Source organism: Methanooceanicella nereidis (assembly GCF_021023085.1).
GTDB lineage: Archaea > Halobacteriota > Methanocellia > Methanocellales > Methanocellaceae > Methanooceanicella > Methanooceanicella nereidis.
The window spans coordinates 357183-371829 of the sequence record NZ_PGCK01000001.1 but is presented as its reverse complement, the minus strand read 5'-3'; the positions used below and the strand labels follow the sequence as shown (position 1 = coordinate 371829).

Annotated in this window: 15 protein-coding genes; 9 read left to right on the top strand and 6 right to left on the bottom strand. The window is 46.7% G+C overall.

From position 1 onward, the window contains the following. The first annotated feature begins 409 nt into the window (after positions 1–409). The gene (locus CUJ83_RS01985) at positions 410–925 is read left to right on the top strand and encodes a nitroreductase family protein (protein WP_230740006.1); all 516 of its coding nucleotides are present in this window, start codon (positions 410–412) and stop codon (positions 923–925) included. Here the strand turns inward: CUJ83_RS01985 and CUJ83_RS01980 are convergent. From CUJ83_RS01980 to CUJ83_RS01970, 3 genes are read right to left on the bottom strand one after another with little or no spacing between them, the layout of a single operon-like run. Next, entirely contained in the window at positions 894–2105 is a 1212-nt protein-coding gene (locus tag CUJ83_RS01980; RefSeq protein ID WP_230740004.1) for a glycoside hydrolase family 57 protein, read from the bottom strand. The two genes, CUJ83_RS01985 and CUJ83_RS01980, sit on opposite strands and share 32 nt — an antisense overlap. Next, positions 2102–3211: a polysaccharide deacetylase family protein gene (locus CUJ83_RS01975; RefSeq protein WP_230740002.1), complete on the bottom strand. Its 1110-nt coding sequence runs from the start codon at positions 3209–3211 to the stop codon at positions 2102–2104. The genes CUJ83_RS01980 and CUJ83_RS01975 overlap by 4 nt, the downstream gene beginning before the upstream one ends. Before the next feature lie 16 nt (positions 3212–3227). Beyond that, on the bottom strand, positions 3228–4379 hold the full coding sequence (locus CUJ83_RS01970; RefSeq protein ID WP_230740000.1) for a PKD domain-containing protein: 1152 nt from the start codon (positions 4377–4379) through the stop codon (positions 3228–3230). Between the two features lie 205 nt (positions 4380–4584). On the opposite strand from CUJ83_RS01970, the gene thiI reads away from it, so the two are divergent. From thiI to CUJ83_RS01945, 5 genes are all read left to right on the top strand, one after another. Continuing rightward, the gene (gene thiI, locus CUJ83_RS01965; protein ID WP_230739998.1) at positions 4585–5763 is read left to right on the top strand and encodes a tRNA uracil 4-sulfurtransferase ThiI; all 1179 of its coding nucleotides are present in this window, start codon (positions 4585–4587) and stop codon (positions 5761–5763) included. Positions 5764–5776: 13 nt separating this feature from the next. After that, complete coding sequence (locus CUJ83_RS01960; RefSeq protein ID WP_230739989.1) at positions 5777–6148, top strand: DUF2209 family protein; 372 nt, start codon at positions 5777–5779, stop codon at positions 6146–6148. A 2-nt stretch (positions 6149–6150) separates the two neighbouring features. After that, entirely contained in the window at positions 6151–7410 is a 1260-nt protein-coding gene (hflX, locus tag CUJ83_RS01955) for a GTPase HflX (protein WP_369423859.1), read from the top strand. 204 nt (positions 7411–7614) lie between these two features. After that, positions 7615–7983: a transcriptional regulator TbsP domain-containing protein gene (locus CUJ83_RS01950; RefSeq protein WP_230739977.1), complete on the top strand. Its 369-nt coding sequence runs from the start codon at positions 7615–7617 to the stop codon at positions 7981–7983. Between the two features lie 92 nt (positions 7984–8075). Beyond that, positions 8076–8969, top strand: coding sequence for a ketopantoate reductase family protein (locus CUJ83_RS01945; RefSeq protein WP_230739975.1), 894 nt, complete (start codon positions 8076–8078; stop codon positions 8967–8969). Positions 8970–9424: 455 nt separating this feature from the next. Here the strand turns inward: CUJ83_RS01945 and CUJ83_RS01940 are convergent, their stop codons facing one another. After that, complete coding sequence (locus CUJ83_RS01940; RefSeq protein WP_230739974.1) at positions 9425–9634, bottom strand: histone family protein; 210 nt, start codon at positions 9632–9634, stop codon at positions 9425–9427. 252 nt (positions 9635–9886) lie between these two features. Here CUJ83_RS01940 and CUJ83_RS01935 point away from each other — a divergent pair, with 252 nt between their 5' ends. The 3 genes from CUJ83_RS01935 (at position 9887) to CUJ83_RS01925 (ending at position 12304) form a co-directional block, all read left to right on the top strand. Continuing rightward, on the top strand, positions 9887–10858 hold the full coding sequence (locus tag CUJ83_RS01935; RefSeq protein ID WP_230739972.1) for an MBL fold metallo-hydrolase RNA specificity domain-containing protein: 972 nt from the start codon (positions 9887–9889) through the stop codon (positions 10856–10858). Between the two features lie 55 nt (positions 10859–10913). Beyond that, the gene (locus tag CUJ83_RS01930; RefSeq protein ID WP_230739969.1) at positions 10914–11495 is read left to right on the top strand and encodes a tetratricopeptide repeat protein; all 582 of its coding nucleotides are present in this window, start codon (positions 10914–10916) and stop codon (positions 11493–11495) included. Between the two features lie 206 nt (positions 11496–11701). Further along, complete coding sequence (locus tag CUJ83_RS01925) at positions 11702–12304, top strand: hypothetical protein (protein ID WP_230739967.1); 603 nt, start codon at positions 11702–11704, stop codon at positions 12302–12304. A 294-nt stretch (positions 12305–12598) separates the two neighbouring features. Here CUJ83_RS01925 and CUJ83_RS01920 read toward each other — a convergent pair whose 3' ends face one another. After that, positions 12599–13543: a hypothetical protein gene (locus CUJ83_RS01920; RefSeq protein ID WP_230739965.1), complete on the bottom strand. Its 945-nt coding sequence runs from the start codon at positions 13541–13543 to the stop codon at positions 12599–12601. 154 nt (positions 13544–13697) lie between these two features. Further along, complete coding sequence (locus CUJ83_RS01915) at positions 13698–14594, bottom strand: hypothetical protein (protein ID WP_230739964.1); 897 nt, start codon at positions 14592–14594, stop codon at positions 13698–13700. Positions 14595–14647 lie beyond the last annotated feature (53 nt).

The following is a 14647-nucleotide window of genomic DNA, read 5'->3' as shown; positions in this document are numbered from 1 at the left end:
CTTGTGTACCTTTGTCGCCTTTGTGTACTCCCATGAAAAACTTCTTGCCGATTATGATCCTGCCGGTGTTCATCGGGGTAATGCATTACCCCGCGTACAGCATCAGATGTCAAGATCATGTACGACTATATGTCAAGGATCATAAACTAAAGAATTCACAAGAAACAATTTTATGATCCGCGGACTATCAACACTTTTTCATTCTTAAAACCTGAGCGGGGCACACTCATCAAAGATTTCGTGGTGAAAAATAGTGGTCCTTATTCGCCTTTTTGCGCTTTGTAGTGTGGCCTTAGCGGATACTGGTGCTTTGTGTCTGTAATATGCTTTTTTGTGCGAGCCTTTAAAATAATAAACCCGACACGAGATATTTTATACATAATTAATTATATTTATAATGGTCATTCTTATGGACGTTTTCGAGGCTATAAAGACCCGAAGGAGCATTCGAAAATATAAGCCGGACCCTATACCTGATGACATACTGATGCGCATACTGGAGTCGGCAAGGCTGGCGCCTTCAGCATCGGGCAGGCAGCCGTGGACACTTGTCGTCATACGGAATAAAAACCTTAAAAAAGCACTGGCAAGCGCGTGCAACAATACTAAGTATGTTGAAGAATGCAACGTTTTCATTGTGGGTGTAGGCGACCCGTCACAAAAATGGTATGTGACGGACCTGTCAGTGGCGATGGAGCATATGGTGCTGACAGCATGGGATTCCGGCGTAGGGTCATGCTGGATAGGCTATTTTACCGAAGACCTCATTAAGGCCATACTGGACATCCCGGAGGACAGAAAAATAGTGGCATGCCTGACGCTGGGATATCCTGACGAAAGACCTGAAGAAAGGCCAAGAAAAGACCTCAAGGACCTGGTCTATTTTGAAAAGTTCATGGAAGAGGGCCGCCGGGACTTTTTTTGAGCTTTTCAAAGATGTGCCCTTTAAAATCGCTGAGTATCGCGGCATAGTTAACGCCGGCGTCAAACGGGGAGCTGTGATGGCTAAAATATGAGTGGACGTCACCGTCGCCAAGCCATTTCGTGCATATGTAGTAAATATTATCTGAAGTGAGAAGGTTTCTCCAGGCCTCCAGCATTCTGGCGTCCCCTGTAAGCTTTACATAATTGCCTAAAAGCATGCCTTCCTCGAAACACCGGCGCTGCATATCGTTACCCAGCCATGCGCTGGTATCGCGCTCCAGGTCGGCCCAGGATACGGGGCGATCGTCCGGCACGTCAATAATATCTTTCGGACCGTACTTTTTACTGTTCTCGGTCACGGTCGCGAAGCGCATCTTTTCATTTAATACCATGTCAGGAAGTGCTTTCAGGAACCAGAATATGCCGCTCTCCTCCCACTGGTGCTCGCCGAATGTCTCATAGTCCATAAAGATGTTCACTATATCCCCTCCGCTGGCTCTCGCCCACTTTGCCCATTTATCCGCGGTCAGCGGGTACTCGTTCCACCAGTTTGCGGAGAACCGGAAAGCGATATCGTCGCTCAGGGGGTAATTTCTCGCAAGTACCCTTATGTCTCCTTTTTTTGCCCTGTATACATAATTCGGCGACCTCCAGCCAAGGACCGATTCGATCCCTTCCATCAATATGGACTTATATCCCAGGCCATCGACAGTACTCGCTATCTCATTACTGTATATCAGTTCGGTATTCCTGAATGACGTGGGCCTGTATCCGAATATGGACTCCATTGCTTCCCTGTGGATCTTGATCTGTTCCACGAACTCTTTTTTATCTTCAAAAAGGCTTACAAGAGAATGGTAATACGTCTCGTCAAGGAACTCCACGCACCCCGTATCCAGCAGCTTTCTAAAAAGGTCAATGAGTTCCGGATCATATTTTTCACACTGGTCGAGAAAGATGCCCGACAGCGAATAAGTGACCTTAAATTTGCCTTCATGTCTTTTTAATAGATGGAATATTGTCTTTGTGGCAGGCCAGTAACATTTCTTTGCGACTTTCCTGAAGACCTCTTCATTGAACCTGTCGTTAAAATAGTCCATTTTCACCTTATCGATGCCCGGAAAGAACCATTTTAGCCTGTTAGGCTGATGCACCTGGAAATACAGGCATACCGAAGTCAAGGCATCGCCTCTATGACCCTTCTTTTAAAATCCGAGAATAATAATAGATTGCTTACGGTCTTATCCCAGGGATACCATGGCATGGTCTCTTTCATATCCATTAAAACATCTATGGTCTGCAATCTGCGCCATATATCGACATACCACTCGGGGCATTTTTTAACTTTATCCTCGATGGACGTCACTTCGCAATAATAGAGGTTCTGCATATGGTTGCCGAGTATGTCATCCATGGGGTACCTGGACACCGCCGTATAGAACTCGGAATACTCCGCCTCTACCGCCTCATATTCGGCAGGAGTTATCATCCTGATGCCATGGCGCTCGAATTCTCCGGGCAGGGACGCCAGGAACTTGAATATGCCGGTATCTCTGTCATGCCTGTAGCCGAAAGAACCATAGTCCACATAAATAGTGGTGATCTCCGCATCCATCTTAGCTATCCATCCGGCATATTTATCGGCTTTAAGGGGATAGTCCTCCCATTTTCTATCCGAGAACCTCGATTCGATATCTGATGAAAGGTTCTTATGCACAGGTATCGCTATCAGGTCATCGCCTGTAAGATACCCGAACCTGCTGTCGAGGCCGTTGCAATGTATCAAAGCCCTTGAGAATCCCAGCCCTTTTACGGCCTTACATATTTTTTCGTTGAATATCAGCCCTGTATTCGCAAAAGTCGCGGGCACATATCCGAACATGTCGAGCAGGGCGTCCTTATGGAGTATTACATTCACCATGAACTCCCACATAGGCTCCGGGAAGCAAGCCAGCGTCTCATAGTAGGGCTTGCCGATGAGCTCGACGTTGCCGGTATCTACCAGGCTTTTTAAAGATCCCGTCAGTTCTTTATTCTCGGCACATAGCTCGAGAAAGTTACCTGTCATCGATAATGAGAACTTAGCGTCCTGTTTCTCAATAAGGTCTAACAGTAATTCATTTGAAGGAAGATATGAGCGGTTCACCCGCTTTTCGAAAGACCCTCGCTGTCTCTCCACATCAAAATAAAGGGGGTATGGGTCTGCTTCCCTGTACCCTTCCTTCGGCCAGTACCATCTTAATGGCAGCGGCTGCCGCATCTCAAATATAATGCAAACTGACCTCATTCTTTCACCGTCAGATCTACTTATCCTTTCTACGGACCAGGAGGAAGAGACCGGCGATGCCAAGGACCACGCCGGCTCCCGAGAATATTATGAACTTGCTGTTAACGTTTTTATCATCCCCGGCGGCATCCTCATCATCCTTTTCCTCAGCCACGACCTCGACGACGGTCCATCTGGTGTCGCTCACACCGTCATCATCCGTGACCTTCAAAGATACCTTATACGTATCGATCCAGTCAAACATATGCTCAGCGACAGTACCTTCCGCATAGGTTCCGTCGCCAAATGACCATTCATACTTTACGATACTGCCGTCACTATCGAATGATTCCGAGCCGTCAAACACCGCTTTTTCTCCGATGGTCACTATTTGACGATCTCCCGGCACAGACACAGGCTTTTCAGTGGAGACTATCACTTTTCTTGTCGCGCTTGATCTCAGGTTACTATTGTCTACGACCGTTAATTTCGCAAAGTACTCTCCGGCATGTGAATAAGTATGCTCCACGATCTGCCCTTCGGCAGTCTCGCCGTCCCCGAGATCCCAGAGGTATTTGAAAATGGCCCCGTCAGGATCGTAAGATGCGCTGCCGTCCAGTACGGCGATCTCGTTCTTACCCACCCTCAGCCAGCTGCTATTCAGGACTGCCCTGGGGTACTTGCCTGTACCGGCGGTATACTGAGTTACCGGGGGAGGAATATAGGAAGGCGGTTTTGATGGGGATATCGTGGGGGATGGAGTTGGTGTTGCGGTGGGTGTAGAAGTTGGCGCCGGAGTTGGCGACGGGGACGGTGACGGGGACGGGATAAGGGTCGGCGCGGGGGTCGGTGTAGGTGTCGGATACACCGGGATAACTATTGTGATAACGCTTAGACTCGCTGCGGTAATGCTGAATGAATCTGAGTTTTGGCTGCCTTTATATTCAGCCGTTACACTATAACTTCCTACAGGCAAGTCTTTTATTGTCGATACTCCGTTAGCACCAGTAGTATCCGTACGCACGGGGGAGGGAGAGCCATTATAAATATATATGTTAGCGCCTGAAAGGGGATTTCCATTCTGGTCTTCCACAGTTATTCTGACCCTTCCAGTTGCCTCATCATCAGCCGCACCTAATAGTATGATACTGATCAAGGATAGTAATACGATCGAAATGACTATGATCATTGCGATCGTTTTCAACTTTTTTAACTTAAAAAACAAGTTTCGCCCCCAATATATACTATCAATTCTATAATACAACTTTAATTTTAAATGCTTGCTTAATACTAAGCGGTAGATCTCTAAATATTCGGTAAAAAAGCGGTCATTATGGAATTATCGCGCAAACGTAACGCTTTATTGCAATGAGGGTGTAACTTATCTTGGTAATATGGAAGATCTGAAGTATGATACCGTAATGGTGCGGTATGGCGAGCTTGCGATCAAGAGCGAGCAGGTCCGGAACAAGTATGAAAAGATACTCATCAAGAACATTGAGGCGATGCTCGATCTTCATAAGATCGAATATCAGGAAATAGTCAGGGAGCGGGGCCGCATATACGTTATAAGCGAAGACAAAAGGGCTCCTGCGGTCATAAGCAATGTATTCGGGGTCGTCTCGACAAGCCCGGTCATAACCACCGGCCCTACGCTGGAAGAATCCTGCAAAGTCGCGGCAGCCATCGGAAAAGAGGTCATAAAGGATGGGGAGTCTTTCGCGATCAATGCAAGAAGGGCGGGAGCGCATGATTTTACCTCACAGGACGCAGGGAGAAAATGCGGAGATGCCGTATGGGAGGCCATAAAGGACAGGCACCCGAGAGTAGACCTTAAAAACCCCGACCATGAAATATTCGTCGAGATACGCGAGGAGCGGTCATATATTTTCACCGGGGTCATAAGGGGCACCGGAGGCATGCCGCTGGGCAGCCAGGGCAAGATGGTCGCTCTCGTATCGGGCGGCATTGACTCGCCTGTGGCCGCATGGATGATGATGAGGCGGGGCTGCGAAATAATACCCGTGTACTTCAACAATGAGCAGTATGTCGATGAGGCATATACTCAAAAAGCTATCGATACGATAAGGAAGCTAAAAGAATGGTCTCCCGGTCACGACTTCAAGGTCTATGAGGTGCCTCACGGGGAATGCCTCAGGACGTTCCGGGAAAGAGGCAATATAAGGTATACGTGCGTGTTCTGTAAAAGGATGATGTATAAAGTCGCGATCGAGATAGCAAAAAAAGAAGGCGCACACGGCATCATAACCGGATCGTCGCTTGGCCAGGTGGCCTCCCAGACGTCGGAGAACCTTCTGATAGAACACCATGGTATCGACTTTCCGATATATCATCCCCTGATAGGGCTTGATAAGAACGAGATAGTCGACATGGCTCAAAGGATCGGCACCCTTGACATCTCTGTCAGGCCGGCAATGGGCTGCCAGGCCGTCCCGAAACATCCCGCGATACATGGCCGGATCGAGGAAATAATGAAGATGGAAAGCGAGCAGGTCGATTTTGATAAGATGATCGGGGACGCATTGAGCAGGGCTCGCATCACTATAATGTAACGGATGTAGTCATTTGAGAGCTGTCGCAGTTGATATTTCCGGACGGCATAAGCTTCCCGACGGCCGTTACTGCCTTGTATGCGTGGCAGTGTCGGCGGTCCTGTCGCCTTTTAACGTCCAAAAAATAGACGACATGAAGATGATAAAGAGCATTTCCGACGAGGTATCTATAGATGTCATATCTGAACTCGTTTTGCGCTCTTCAGCTAAGTTCGGGGGAGTGATAGTGACAGAGCCCGGCGAGTTCTATAATTTGCCAGAATGGAGAGTTGAAGCTATTTTAGGTAGAAAGTTTAAATATGCTGAAAGTATAGGTGAGCGAAAAGCCATTGAGATAGCGCATCACGCCTCTCTGGCCGCACATAGAATGATCCAGGAGTTGTAGAGATACCAGGCGCCATACTAGTAAAAAGGATAGACCCGGGAGATAAGGGAGCGACGCTGGATGAGCTGGAAGAGCTGGCGCACTCCGCGGGCTACGACGTGCTTGAAAAAGTGACGCAGTACAGGACTCCGGATAAAGCTTACTGTGTCGGAAAGGGCAAAGCACACGAGATAGCCGAAATTGTCCGCGAAAGAAAGCCGGATAAGGTCGTATTCGACGAAAAGCTCAGCGCTGTCCAGATATACAATCTTTCAAGCCTTTACAAGGTCGAGGTCATCGACAGGTTCCATCTCATCCTGGAAATATTCGCGAGCCGCGCCAGGACGAGAGAAGCCCGGCTTCAGGTAGAGCTTGCAAAGCTCATCTATGAGCGCCCGAAAGCCCGAATGAAAGTCACTCTGGCCAGAAGGGGCGAGCAGCCCGGATTCAAAGGGCTCGGCAGATATGAGGCCGATATTTACGAGAGCGAGATCACGGGCCGCATAGCAAAGATCGAGGCGGAGCTTGAGATAGTCAGAAAGCGCCAGGCGCAGACAAGAAGGCAGAGAAAGGAGCGCGGGTTCGACATGGTGGCGCTTGCGGGATATACGAATGCCGGAAAGAGCACTCTCATGAACGCACTGGTCGGCGAGTCTGTGGTCGCGAAGGATCAATTATTTACTACGTTAGTTCCTACGACCAGGCTTTTAGAGGTGGACCGCCGTAAAGTCTTGCTAACCGATACAGTCGGGTTCATAAAAGACCTGCCGCACTTCATGGTCGAAGCTTTCCGTTCCACGCTTGAAGAGATCTATCAGGCGGACATCGTCATTCTGGTCGTCGATGCAAGCGAGCCGGCGAAAGTCATCGTCGAAAAACTTGTGACCTGCCACGATACCCTGTGGGAGGAAATAGGGCCGATACCGGTCATAACTGCCTTAAATAAATGCGACAGGATAGGCGAAGAGGAACTTGAGGAGCGCTGCGACGCCATAAAACACCTGGCTCCCAGCCCTGTATATATTTCCGCAAGGACAGGCGAAGGACTTGACGACCTGAAATCCGCAATATCAAAATATCTTCCAAAATGGATATCCGAGGAGGTCATTTTACCCCGGTCAGAAGAAGGGCTTTCCATATTATCATGGCTTTATAATGTCGCCATCGTCAAGAACGTCGAGTACGGCAGATGCGGCAATGAGCCGTGCATCCGCGTCCTGGTGGACGCTCGCGAAAGCGTATTGAACCAGCTCTACAGCAGGCTGGAGATGCAATTAACATAACCTTTTTATCCAAGATATTACAATTTAATATGGGGGGGCAATACCGCTCATATAGCTTAGCCAATCAAAACAAAGCAAAATTTTCCGGGGTAACCGATAATAAACTTATAGCTGATTTTTTTAAAGGTAGCTTTATATATCTATGTTTATTTTTTTATTATTAAGCAAAACATAGTTATATTATCAGCTATATATTCCTATAGCATGGAACCGACGGAATCTATGCCACAGTATCTGGGGCACAACACAATTCAGGATTTCATAAATTTCAGTAAACTACTGTCGGACCCACGGTATACGATATTAAAATCGAATACCATCGACGTTGTCGCTATCATTTTGCTGGCAGCGGCTCGCAATAACGAATTATTCTACGATGTTGTAGCGTGGGGGGAGCATTCGAAGGTGGCCTCAAAAGCTACCTTTTCAAGACGGAAGGATTTCCTGGAAAAGATAGGACTGCTATACGAAGAGAGCGTGAAGACGCCATATGGCCGGCCTAAGATTCGTTTAAAGCTTAACGAAGAACGTTTCAAGGATGTCTTTAAGATCGAATCAATTACTCCTAATTAATATCTGCGACCGGGGGGACGACTTTTTTTTATTTTTTTTAATTTTGGTTATGGGGAAAATAATATAATATTAATCGATCAAACATTTTCAGCATGAAGATCACAGTAATTGGCGCGGGGGCGCTTGGCACGTTCTATGGCGGTATGATGTCTGCCGCAGGATACGACGTGACAATAGTATGTCGAGAGAAAGATGTTGAGACCCTAAAAAAAGGTATCAATATCAAAGGCCAGATCGAGAAACAGGCTAACCCGGATGTGTCATCAAGCCCTCCCTTATCCGATATAGTGTTCACGGCCGTTAAATCCTATGATGTAGAGTCGGCAATAAGTGATCTTCCCCTTAAGCCCGATACCGTGGTCATCATTATCCATAATGGCCTCGGGTGCGATGAGATCGCTGCATCGAAGCTCGGAAAAGGGCATGTAGGGATAGGCGTATCATATAGCGGCGTGACGTTCGTCCGGCCCGGCACCGTATCTGTGGCAGGGTATACCGAGACTGTTTTTGGCTCTATCGAAAATGATGTGAGCGCAAGGCTAGGCGAAGTCGTAAAAATACTTGAGTCTTCGGGACTAAAAGCCAGGGTCGCGGAAGATATACGGTCGGCCCAGTGGGAAAAGTTATATGCGAACGTGGGCATCAACGCGATCACTGCCATTACGGGCCTGAAGAACGGTATGCTTCTTGAGGTCCCTTCACTAAGATCACTTGTAGTGTCTGCCGTAGAAGAGGCTGGGCGTGTGTCCGCGGCATCAGGCATAAAAACGGATGTTGATCCTGTCGATAAGACCTTTAAGGTCATAAAGGATACCTACAATAACCGGTCCTCAATGCTCCAGGACATCTCAAAGGAAAAACCCACCGAGATCGATGTGCTGAACGGCAAGGTCAGCGAGATCGGGCATAAGCTCGGGATCCCGACGCCTGTGAACGATACGATAACCGCCCTGGTCAAAGGTATAGAGAAAAGGCACGGGAATTGATCCATTTATCTTTTTAGCTCTATCTTATTTCTCGTTCAATAATCTCGTGGTTTTTAGAGAAGATTATAATCGCTTAGCTATACGATTACTGAGCTTTATACCTTTACTGATCTATGAAATGAAGAATATGCGGACTATTTTTAACCACGAAGCGCACGAAGGCGAATAAGGTACACTAATTTTTTTAATATATATACTAATTTTCTAAAAGAGTCCTTTGTGTTCTTTGCTCGCCTTCGTGCGCTTCGTGGTTAACAAATATGAACATTTACGCATCATTCGCTTCATGAATGGCTGTACATTAAAACTTGCCGACCCCGGGAACGAACCATTACGGCGCTATCATCCATGTAAAAAGTCAGAAATTCATTTAAAATCAAAAAGGTAAGCTTAAATAAGATATTAAAAACAAAAGATGGACAGTGAACCGCCATAGGCGGCATTGTCCGGTAATATTAATGAAGTCTCTGAGAAGCTAGCTTAATGTCTTCTTCTTTTACGGTCTTGCGGCCTGCATGCCTGCAAAGCTTTATTGCCTCGACGGATACTTTTGTGCCGTAGTCTTCTAAAATGGTCGCAAGAGCTTCTTTTGCGTCTTCACTGACCCTGTCAGCGCCTGCGTTCCTAATTATCCTGTCGACGGATGCAACTGGAAGTTCTTTCATCGTACACCTCCTTTAAAGAAAATTCGTTATATTTCGACTATATACTAGTTAAAAAAGACAATATATAAATCTTTTGCTAAATAAAAGATTTTTGTGGTTTTAAAACCTGTTATCCTTTATAAAAAAGGCAGATTATAGATTATATATTAAGAATATGGCATCAATGAATGTAAACTCCTCTAATTTTCCTATAATGCAGTTTCGATGCCGAAATATATTTAATTTCATAAGGCACGCTACTACCGAGGAAAAATGATCTATCTCGATAACGGCATATCGGTGTACTCCGGAAGGGGCTACAGGCTCGACCCGAAAAGGTGCGTCAGGGATTGTATAAACCTGATATCACATGCTCATTTTGACCACGTGCCGTCCTCATTTAACTCCCCTGCGATAATCTGTTCCGATATCACCCGGTCTCTGATAGAGGCAAGGACTGGCTCAAGTATTCCATGCGGCCCATGTTCCTGTGAAACCGTCACGCTGCATGATTCCGGGCATGTCCCCGGATCGTCCATGTTCTTGATAAACGGGGATAAAAGGATCCTTTATACCGGGGACTTTAATACGAGAAAAAAGTATTTTTCCGATGGCGCAAAGCCCGTTAAGGCCGATGTCCTCATAATGGAATCGACATTCGGAAGGGAAAAATATGTTTTTCCGCCCACTGAAGAAGTGTTCGGCGAAATAAAGGACTGGATAGACGATAACGCTGCGAGAGGGCTGAACTCTATCATCTATGCCTATTCCTTCGGTAAAGCCCAGGAAGTCATCAGCGCACTGTCGGGATATACTGTTTATGCGTCCAGGTCCGTTATTGAGATCAACCGGACACTCGGTAAGTTCGATCTTGACATCTCTGCGATGCCATTGCCTGAAGACCTTAAAGGGCCAGATGTAGTGGTGGCTCCATCCGGTTCCAGGAACTCGCCGGAGATCAAAAAGATCTTTAAGGCCGGGGCAAAGTCTGCGTCAGTTTCGGGCTGGGCCCTTGATGACGGGCATAAATATGCGATGAGGGTCGACAGGGCATTTCCGCTATCGGACCATGCGGATTACTCCGAGCTGATCGGCTTTGTCGAAAAAGTAAGTCCAGACCTTGTGTTTACCTTACACGGGTTCGATAAGGAGTTCGCGCGCGACATCAGGGATAAGCTGGATATCGAGGCGGCGCCATTAAAAAAGAGGCATTTAAGCCTGTCCAACTTTACCGGTGACGTCTGATAAGCTTTATAGGCAATCGGCTACTACATAGTTTCTGTTTTATCGAGGGATAGCGATGGTTAAAAAGTCCGTGAGCAAGGATAGTGATGTTAAGAAAAAACCGGCAAGATCTAAGGAGATAAAAAAGCCGGCAGATAAAAAGACAGGCATAGCGAAGGATGCAAGTGTCGAGGAGATCGCAGTTAAGGTCCGCGATATGTTTAATGTGGCCGTAAAAAAATTTGAGGCGGCCGTGCAAAAAAGGGAGGCGGGCGAATCAGACGCAAGCGATTTTGACGAGCCCTTGAAGCTTCTTGATGAGGTCATCGAGATCATGCCCGAATACCGCAGTGCCATAAACTATAAGGGTATGATGCTTGTGAACCTCGGAGAACATCAAAAAGCTATAGAATGCTTTGATATGATGTTAAAGATCAACCCGAAGGATAAGGAAGCATTGAACAATAAAGGCATCGTGCTTTACGGGCTTGGCAGGGATGAAGAGGCCCTTAAATTCATCGATCAGGCAATAGCACTCGATAAGCGTTATTCCGATGCTCTTATGAACAAGGCAGTCATACTTCATGGACTGGGCATGGAAGAAGAGGCCAGAAAATGTATCCTAAGGGCTAACGTCCTTGATAAACTAAATAGCTGATATTTTCATTTTTTTAATTCTGGAATTGAAATTATCCTTTTAAAATTACTATTTTTTAATTTTAACAATTTATTTCCATTATTGCTCCTAAATATTTATAAATATGGCTTAACCTATAGGTATTGGACAAACAGTAATAATTGTCCAATGGCTCAGGCCATTTTGTTCAAAAAGACGAACGTAATGATGTTTATAATGGTGTGACTATGGCATCAAATAATGACTTACCTGACATCGGCCTTGATATGTCCGCGGGAGATCTCGATTTACCGGCTCCCGATCTATCTCTGGACCTGCCCTCTCCGCAGGATATCGATGTCGGTCCCGTATCAAAGCCTGTTCAGGCCCCGGCCAGGCCTGCGATATCTAAAAAGGCCGCTCCTGTAAAAAGGCCGGCAAAGAAGACGGCCAGGCCTTCTTCTTCGATACTGGCCTCCATAGGACTGGAACTGATAAGTATTACCCTGCTGTTAGTCTTTATGGTCATCATGTACTTCTTTGGCGTACCTCTTGATGTTCTACCGTCTTTATCGCTGATATCATATGTGCAGTGTATGTGGCTGCTTCTGGGATGCTTCTTCGTGGTGGCGATGCTTCAGGACTTCAAGACAGCATTGATGTTGACGGGAATCGATTTTGTCATACTGGCGACTATCTTCCCGACACTATGGCTACTGTTCGACATGCGCATGAACCCGATGTACTTCTTTGTTCTGACGTTAATGATATTGCTGGCTTTCGTCTATGTCCCGGTCAATATCAAGCAGTCTAAAAAAACGGGCAAAGCGTCGAAGGCTGGCCAGGCCTGACATTTATTTTAATTTTCCGGCAGACAGCTATAAGATAAAACACAATTTTCGTTTTTTCATATTTCCTTTTTTGGCACGTCACTTCTGGTTGATACTGATTGTCTTAACGGCTTAAATATTCTAGTTTAGCGCCTCAGATGCCCGATAACCTAACCCATGATCTTATCACGAGTACATGATACCTTTTAACTTATGTATGACAGGCGGGATACACAAATCTTTTTTAAAGCTATAGAATAACATCCCGGATAATGAAATGACCCGGCACAAACGGGTTAAAGTTTAAAGGAAATATTACAGGTCCCAGAACTTTCTCGTGAGCACCGTACCCTGCTTTGTCATGCCCAGCGTATCTTTATACACTATGGTCCTGTTAAACGGTTTGATCAGTACCCACGGGTCTTCGACCGGGGCTATCCATACCGGTCCTGCGACGGTCCCGATACCGGCTCTATAAAGGTTACTGCCGACATGGGAATTACGGAACATTCTTTCCAGTCCGTTCATGCCCGCTATCTCTTCGCTTGTCGCCTTTTCATATTTCTGGTAAGGGCTGGGGACCTCGAACTTCCCTGATTCCGGCTTAACCGGTTTCTCCGGCTGTGTTTTATTTTCACTCGTGGTGTTATTCCCTGCCTTAAAGGACACGTCTAAAGAGCCCATGTCCATCGACACTGCCGGTGCAAAGGCTGTGTCGTTAAAAACGGGGGCATCTTGTCCGGTGATATTCGATCCGGTGGCATTGATACCTGTCCGGTCCGGCACGATCCCTTCAATCTTATCGAAAGCAGGGCCTGTAACATCCGGAGCGGCCATCATACTGAACATATCCGACCTGATGGGTATCATATATGGATAAATTATGCCCGAACCGATCATTTGTCCTGAACTGACGCCCTGGCCGGGAGCAGCGCATCCGCCTATGCAGATCGACCCTATGTTAGTGAACGCGCAGTAGCAGAAGTTGGCGCGGTAAAACCCGCACTGCTCGGCCGCTATCGACTCGTCAGATGTCTGGACGGCGTTCGGAAGGATGATATTGTTTGAACACCCGCTATCTTTCAGGGGAAAATCCTCTGAATAATCTATCACAAGCGCGTCCTTGTTCGTCTCCTGAAGCACCTGGCGATGAAAAAGAGTCTGTGAAGGGCTTGTCCTGTGGCACTCGCCCCCAAGGACCACATCCATGCTCCTTACCTCGAATGCCTGGTCAGTGCGTGCAAATGCCGTTAAGCTCATAAACTGATTTATGATTAAAATGAATGAAATGATTATCATCAGACCTTTGATCATCTTAACCATAATCGTTGCACCTTCATGTATTCTATTTTGCATACATTAACCATGACAATTTTTTATAAAATCTTAAAGCGGGACCCATCCTGCTCATGGCTCATATATCCCACAATTTTGTCGGTAATTTTTTACCGGGCTTTGTCATGTTAAGCGCACATGTAAGGATCTTAGTATGATTGCCGTGCGGTATTATCTTATACGGGTCTTCCAGCGGAGCTAACTGCGTGGGTAAGGACATATTGCCCTTATATGCGATGTCCATCCTGCTGCCGGCATGCGCGTTCCACCACATTCTTTCGAGCGCGGACATGTTGCCTATTTGTTCGCGGCCGCAGCCTCCTATGAATTCGCATATGGTCTTATCTTCAAGGCGCATAGCACATGTGCCGAAGGGACCCGCTTCACAGCCGGATACGGCAGTTATCGGCTTGAAAGTATTACCTATGGTCGGATCAAATACCATTTTTATGGACTTACTGCCGGGGTTATCATATAGCATCGACTGATCAGGCTTGATCTGTTCCGGTTCCATCGTTCTCAAGTACGGGAACCAGAGATTTGATCCTACCGGCACATCGGAAGCGAACGGGTGACATGCGGTCGCATCGGAGCTTAATATGCCTCCCCCGTTATTGATAAAGTCCACATAGTTCCAGTTAACAAAAATACCGCCTGTGCTGGTCGCTGCCATCGATCCCTCTGAATTCTGGATGATATTAGGGTAGGCAAGGTCGGTACAGCTTGCCTGTGCATCCTCATCCGCGGGTATATCCGAAAAAGATATGCTGAGGGCCTCTTTATCGTTAGTGGCAAGGGTCTGCTGGTGAAAAAGGGTGATAGCGGGCTTGTTGAACATCGCCTGATTGCCTGCGATAACATCAAATGCTCTTATCTCTCCCGCCAGTTCCAGCCTTGCCATCGCAGCCAAAGGCGTGATAGTCACAAAAAGGTACACTAAAGCTATGGTGACCAATAGCCTTTTCAAATCACCCATTTATACCCTCCTCAACGTTACTGAACTATACCCACTATAAAGTAGTATAAGCA

Bases quoted from the DNA above. Each gene is read 5' to 3' on its own strand.
- CUJ83_RS01985 (WP_230740006.1), top strand. From the start codon at position 410: ATGGACGTTTTCGAGGCTATAAAGACCCGAAGGAGCATTCGAAAATAT.
- CUJ83_RS01950 (WP_230739977.1), top strand. From the start codon at position 7,615: ATGGAACCGACGGAATCTATGCCACAGTATCTGGGGCACAACACAATT.
- CUJ83_RS01930 (WP_230739969.1), top strand. From the start codon at position 10,914: ATGGTTAAAAAGTCCGTGAGCAAGGATAGTGATGTTAAGAAAAAACCG.
- CUJ83_RS01970 (WP_230740000.1), bottom strand. From the start codon at position 4,379: ATGATCATAGTCATTTCGATCGTATTACTATCCTTGATCAGTATCATA.
- CUJ83_RS01925 (WP_230739967.1), top strand. From the start codon at position 11,702: ATGGCATCAAATAATGACTTACCTGACATCGGCCTTGATATGTCCGCG.
- CUJ83_RS01915 (WP_230739964.1), bottom strand. From the start codon at position 14,594: ATGGGTGATTTGAAAAGGCTATTGGTCACCATAGCTTTAGTGTACCTT.
- CUJ83_RS01945 (WP_230739975.1), top strand. From the start codon at position 8,076: ATGAAGATCACAGTAATTGGCGCGGGGGCGCTTGGCACGTTCTATGGC.
- CUJ83_RS01975 (WP_230740002.1), bottom strand. From the start codon at position 3,211: ATGAGGTCAGTTTGCATTATATTTGAGATGCGGCAGCCGCTGCCATTA.
- CUJ83_RS01940 (WP_230739974.1), bottom strand. From the start codon at position 9,634: ATGAAAGAACTTCCAGTTGCATCCGTCGACAGGATAATTAGGAACGCA.
- CUJ83_RS01920 (WP_230739965.1), bottom strand. From the start codon at position 13,543: ATGAGCTTAACGGCATTTGCACGCACTGACCAGGCATTCGAGGTAAGG.
- thiI (WP_230739998.1), top strand. From the start codon at position 4,585: ATGGAAGATCTGAAGTATGATACCGTAATGGTGCGGTATGGCGAGCTT.
- CUJ83_RS01935 (WP_230739972.1), top strand. From the start codon at position 9,887: ATGATCTATCTCGATAACGGCATATCGGTGTACTCCGGAAGGGGCTAC.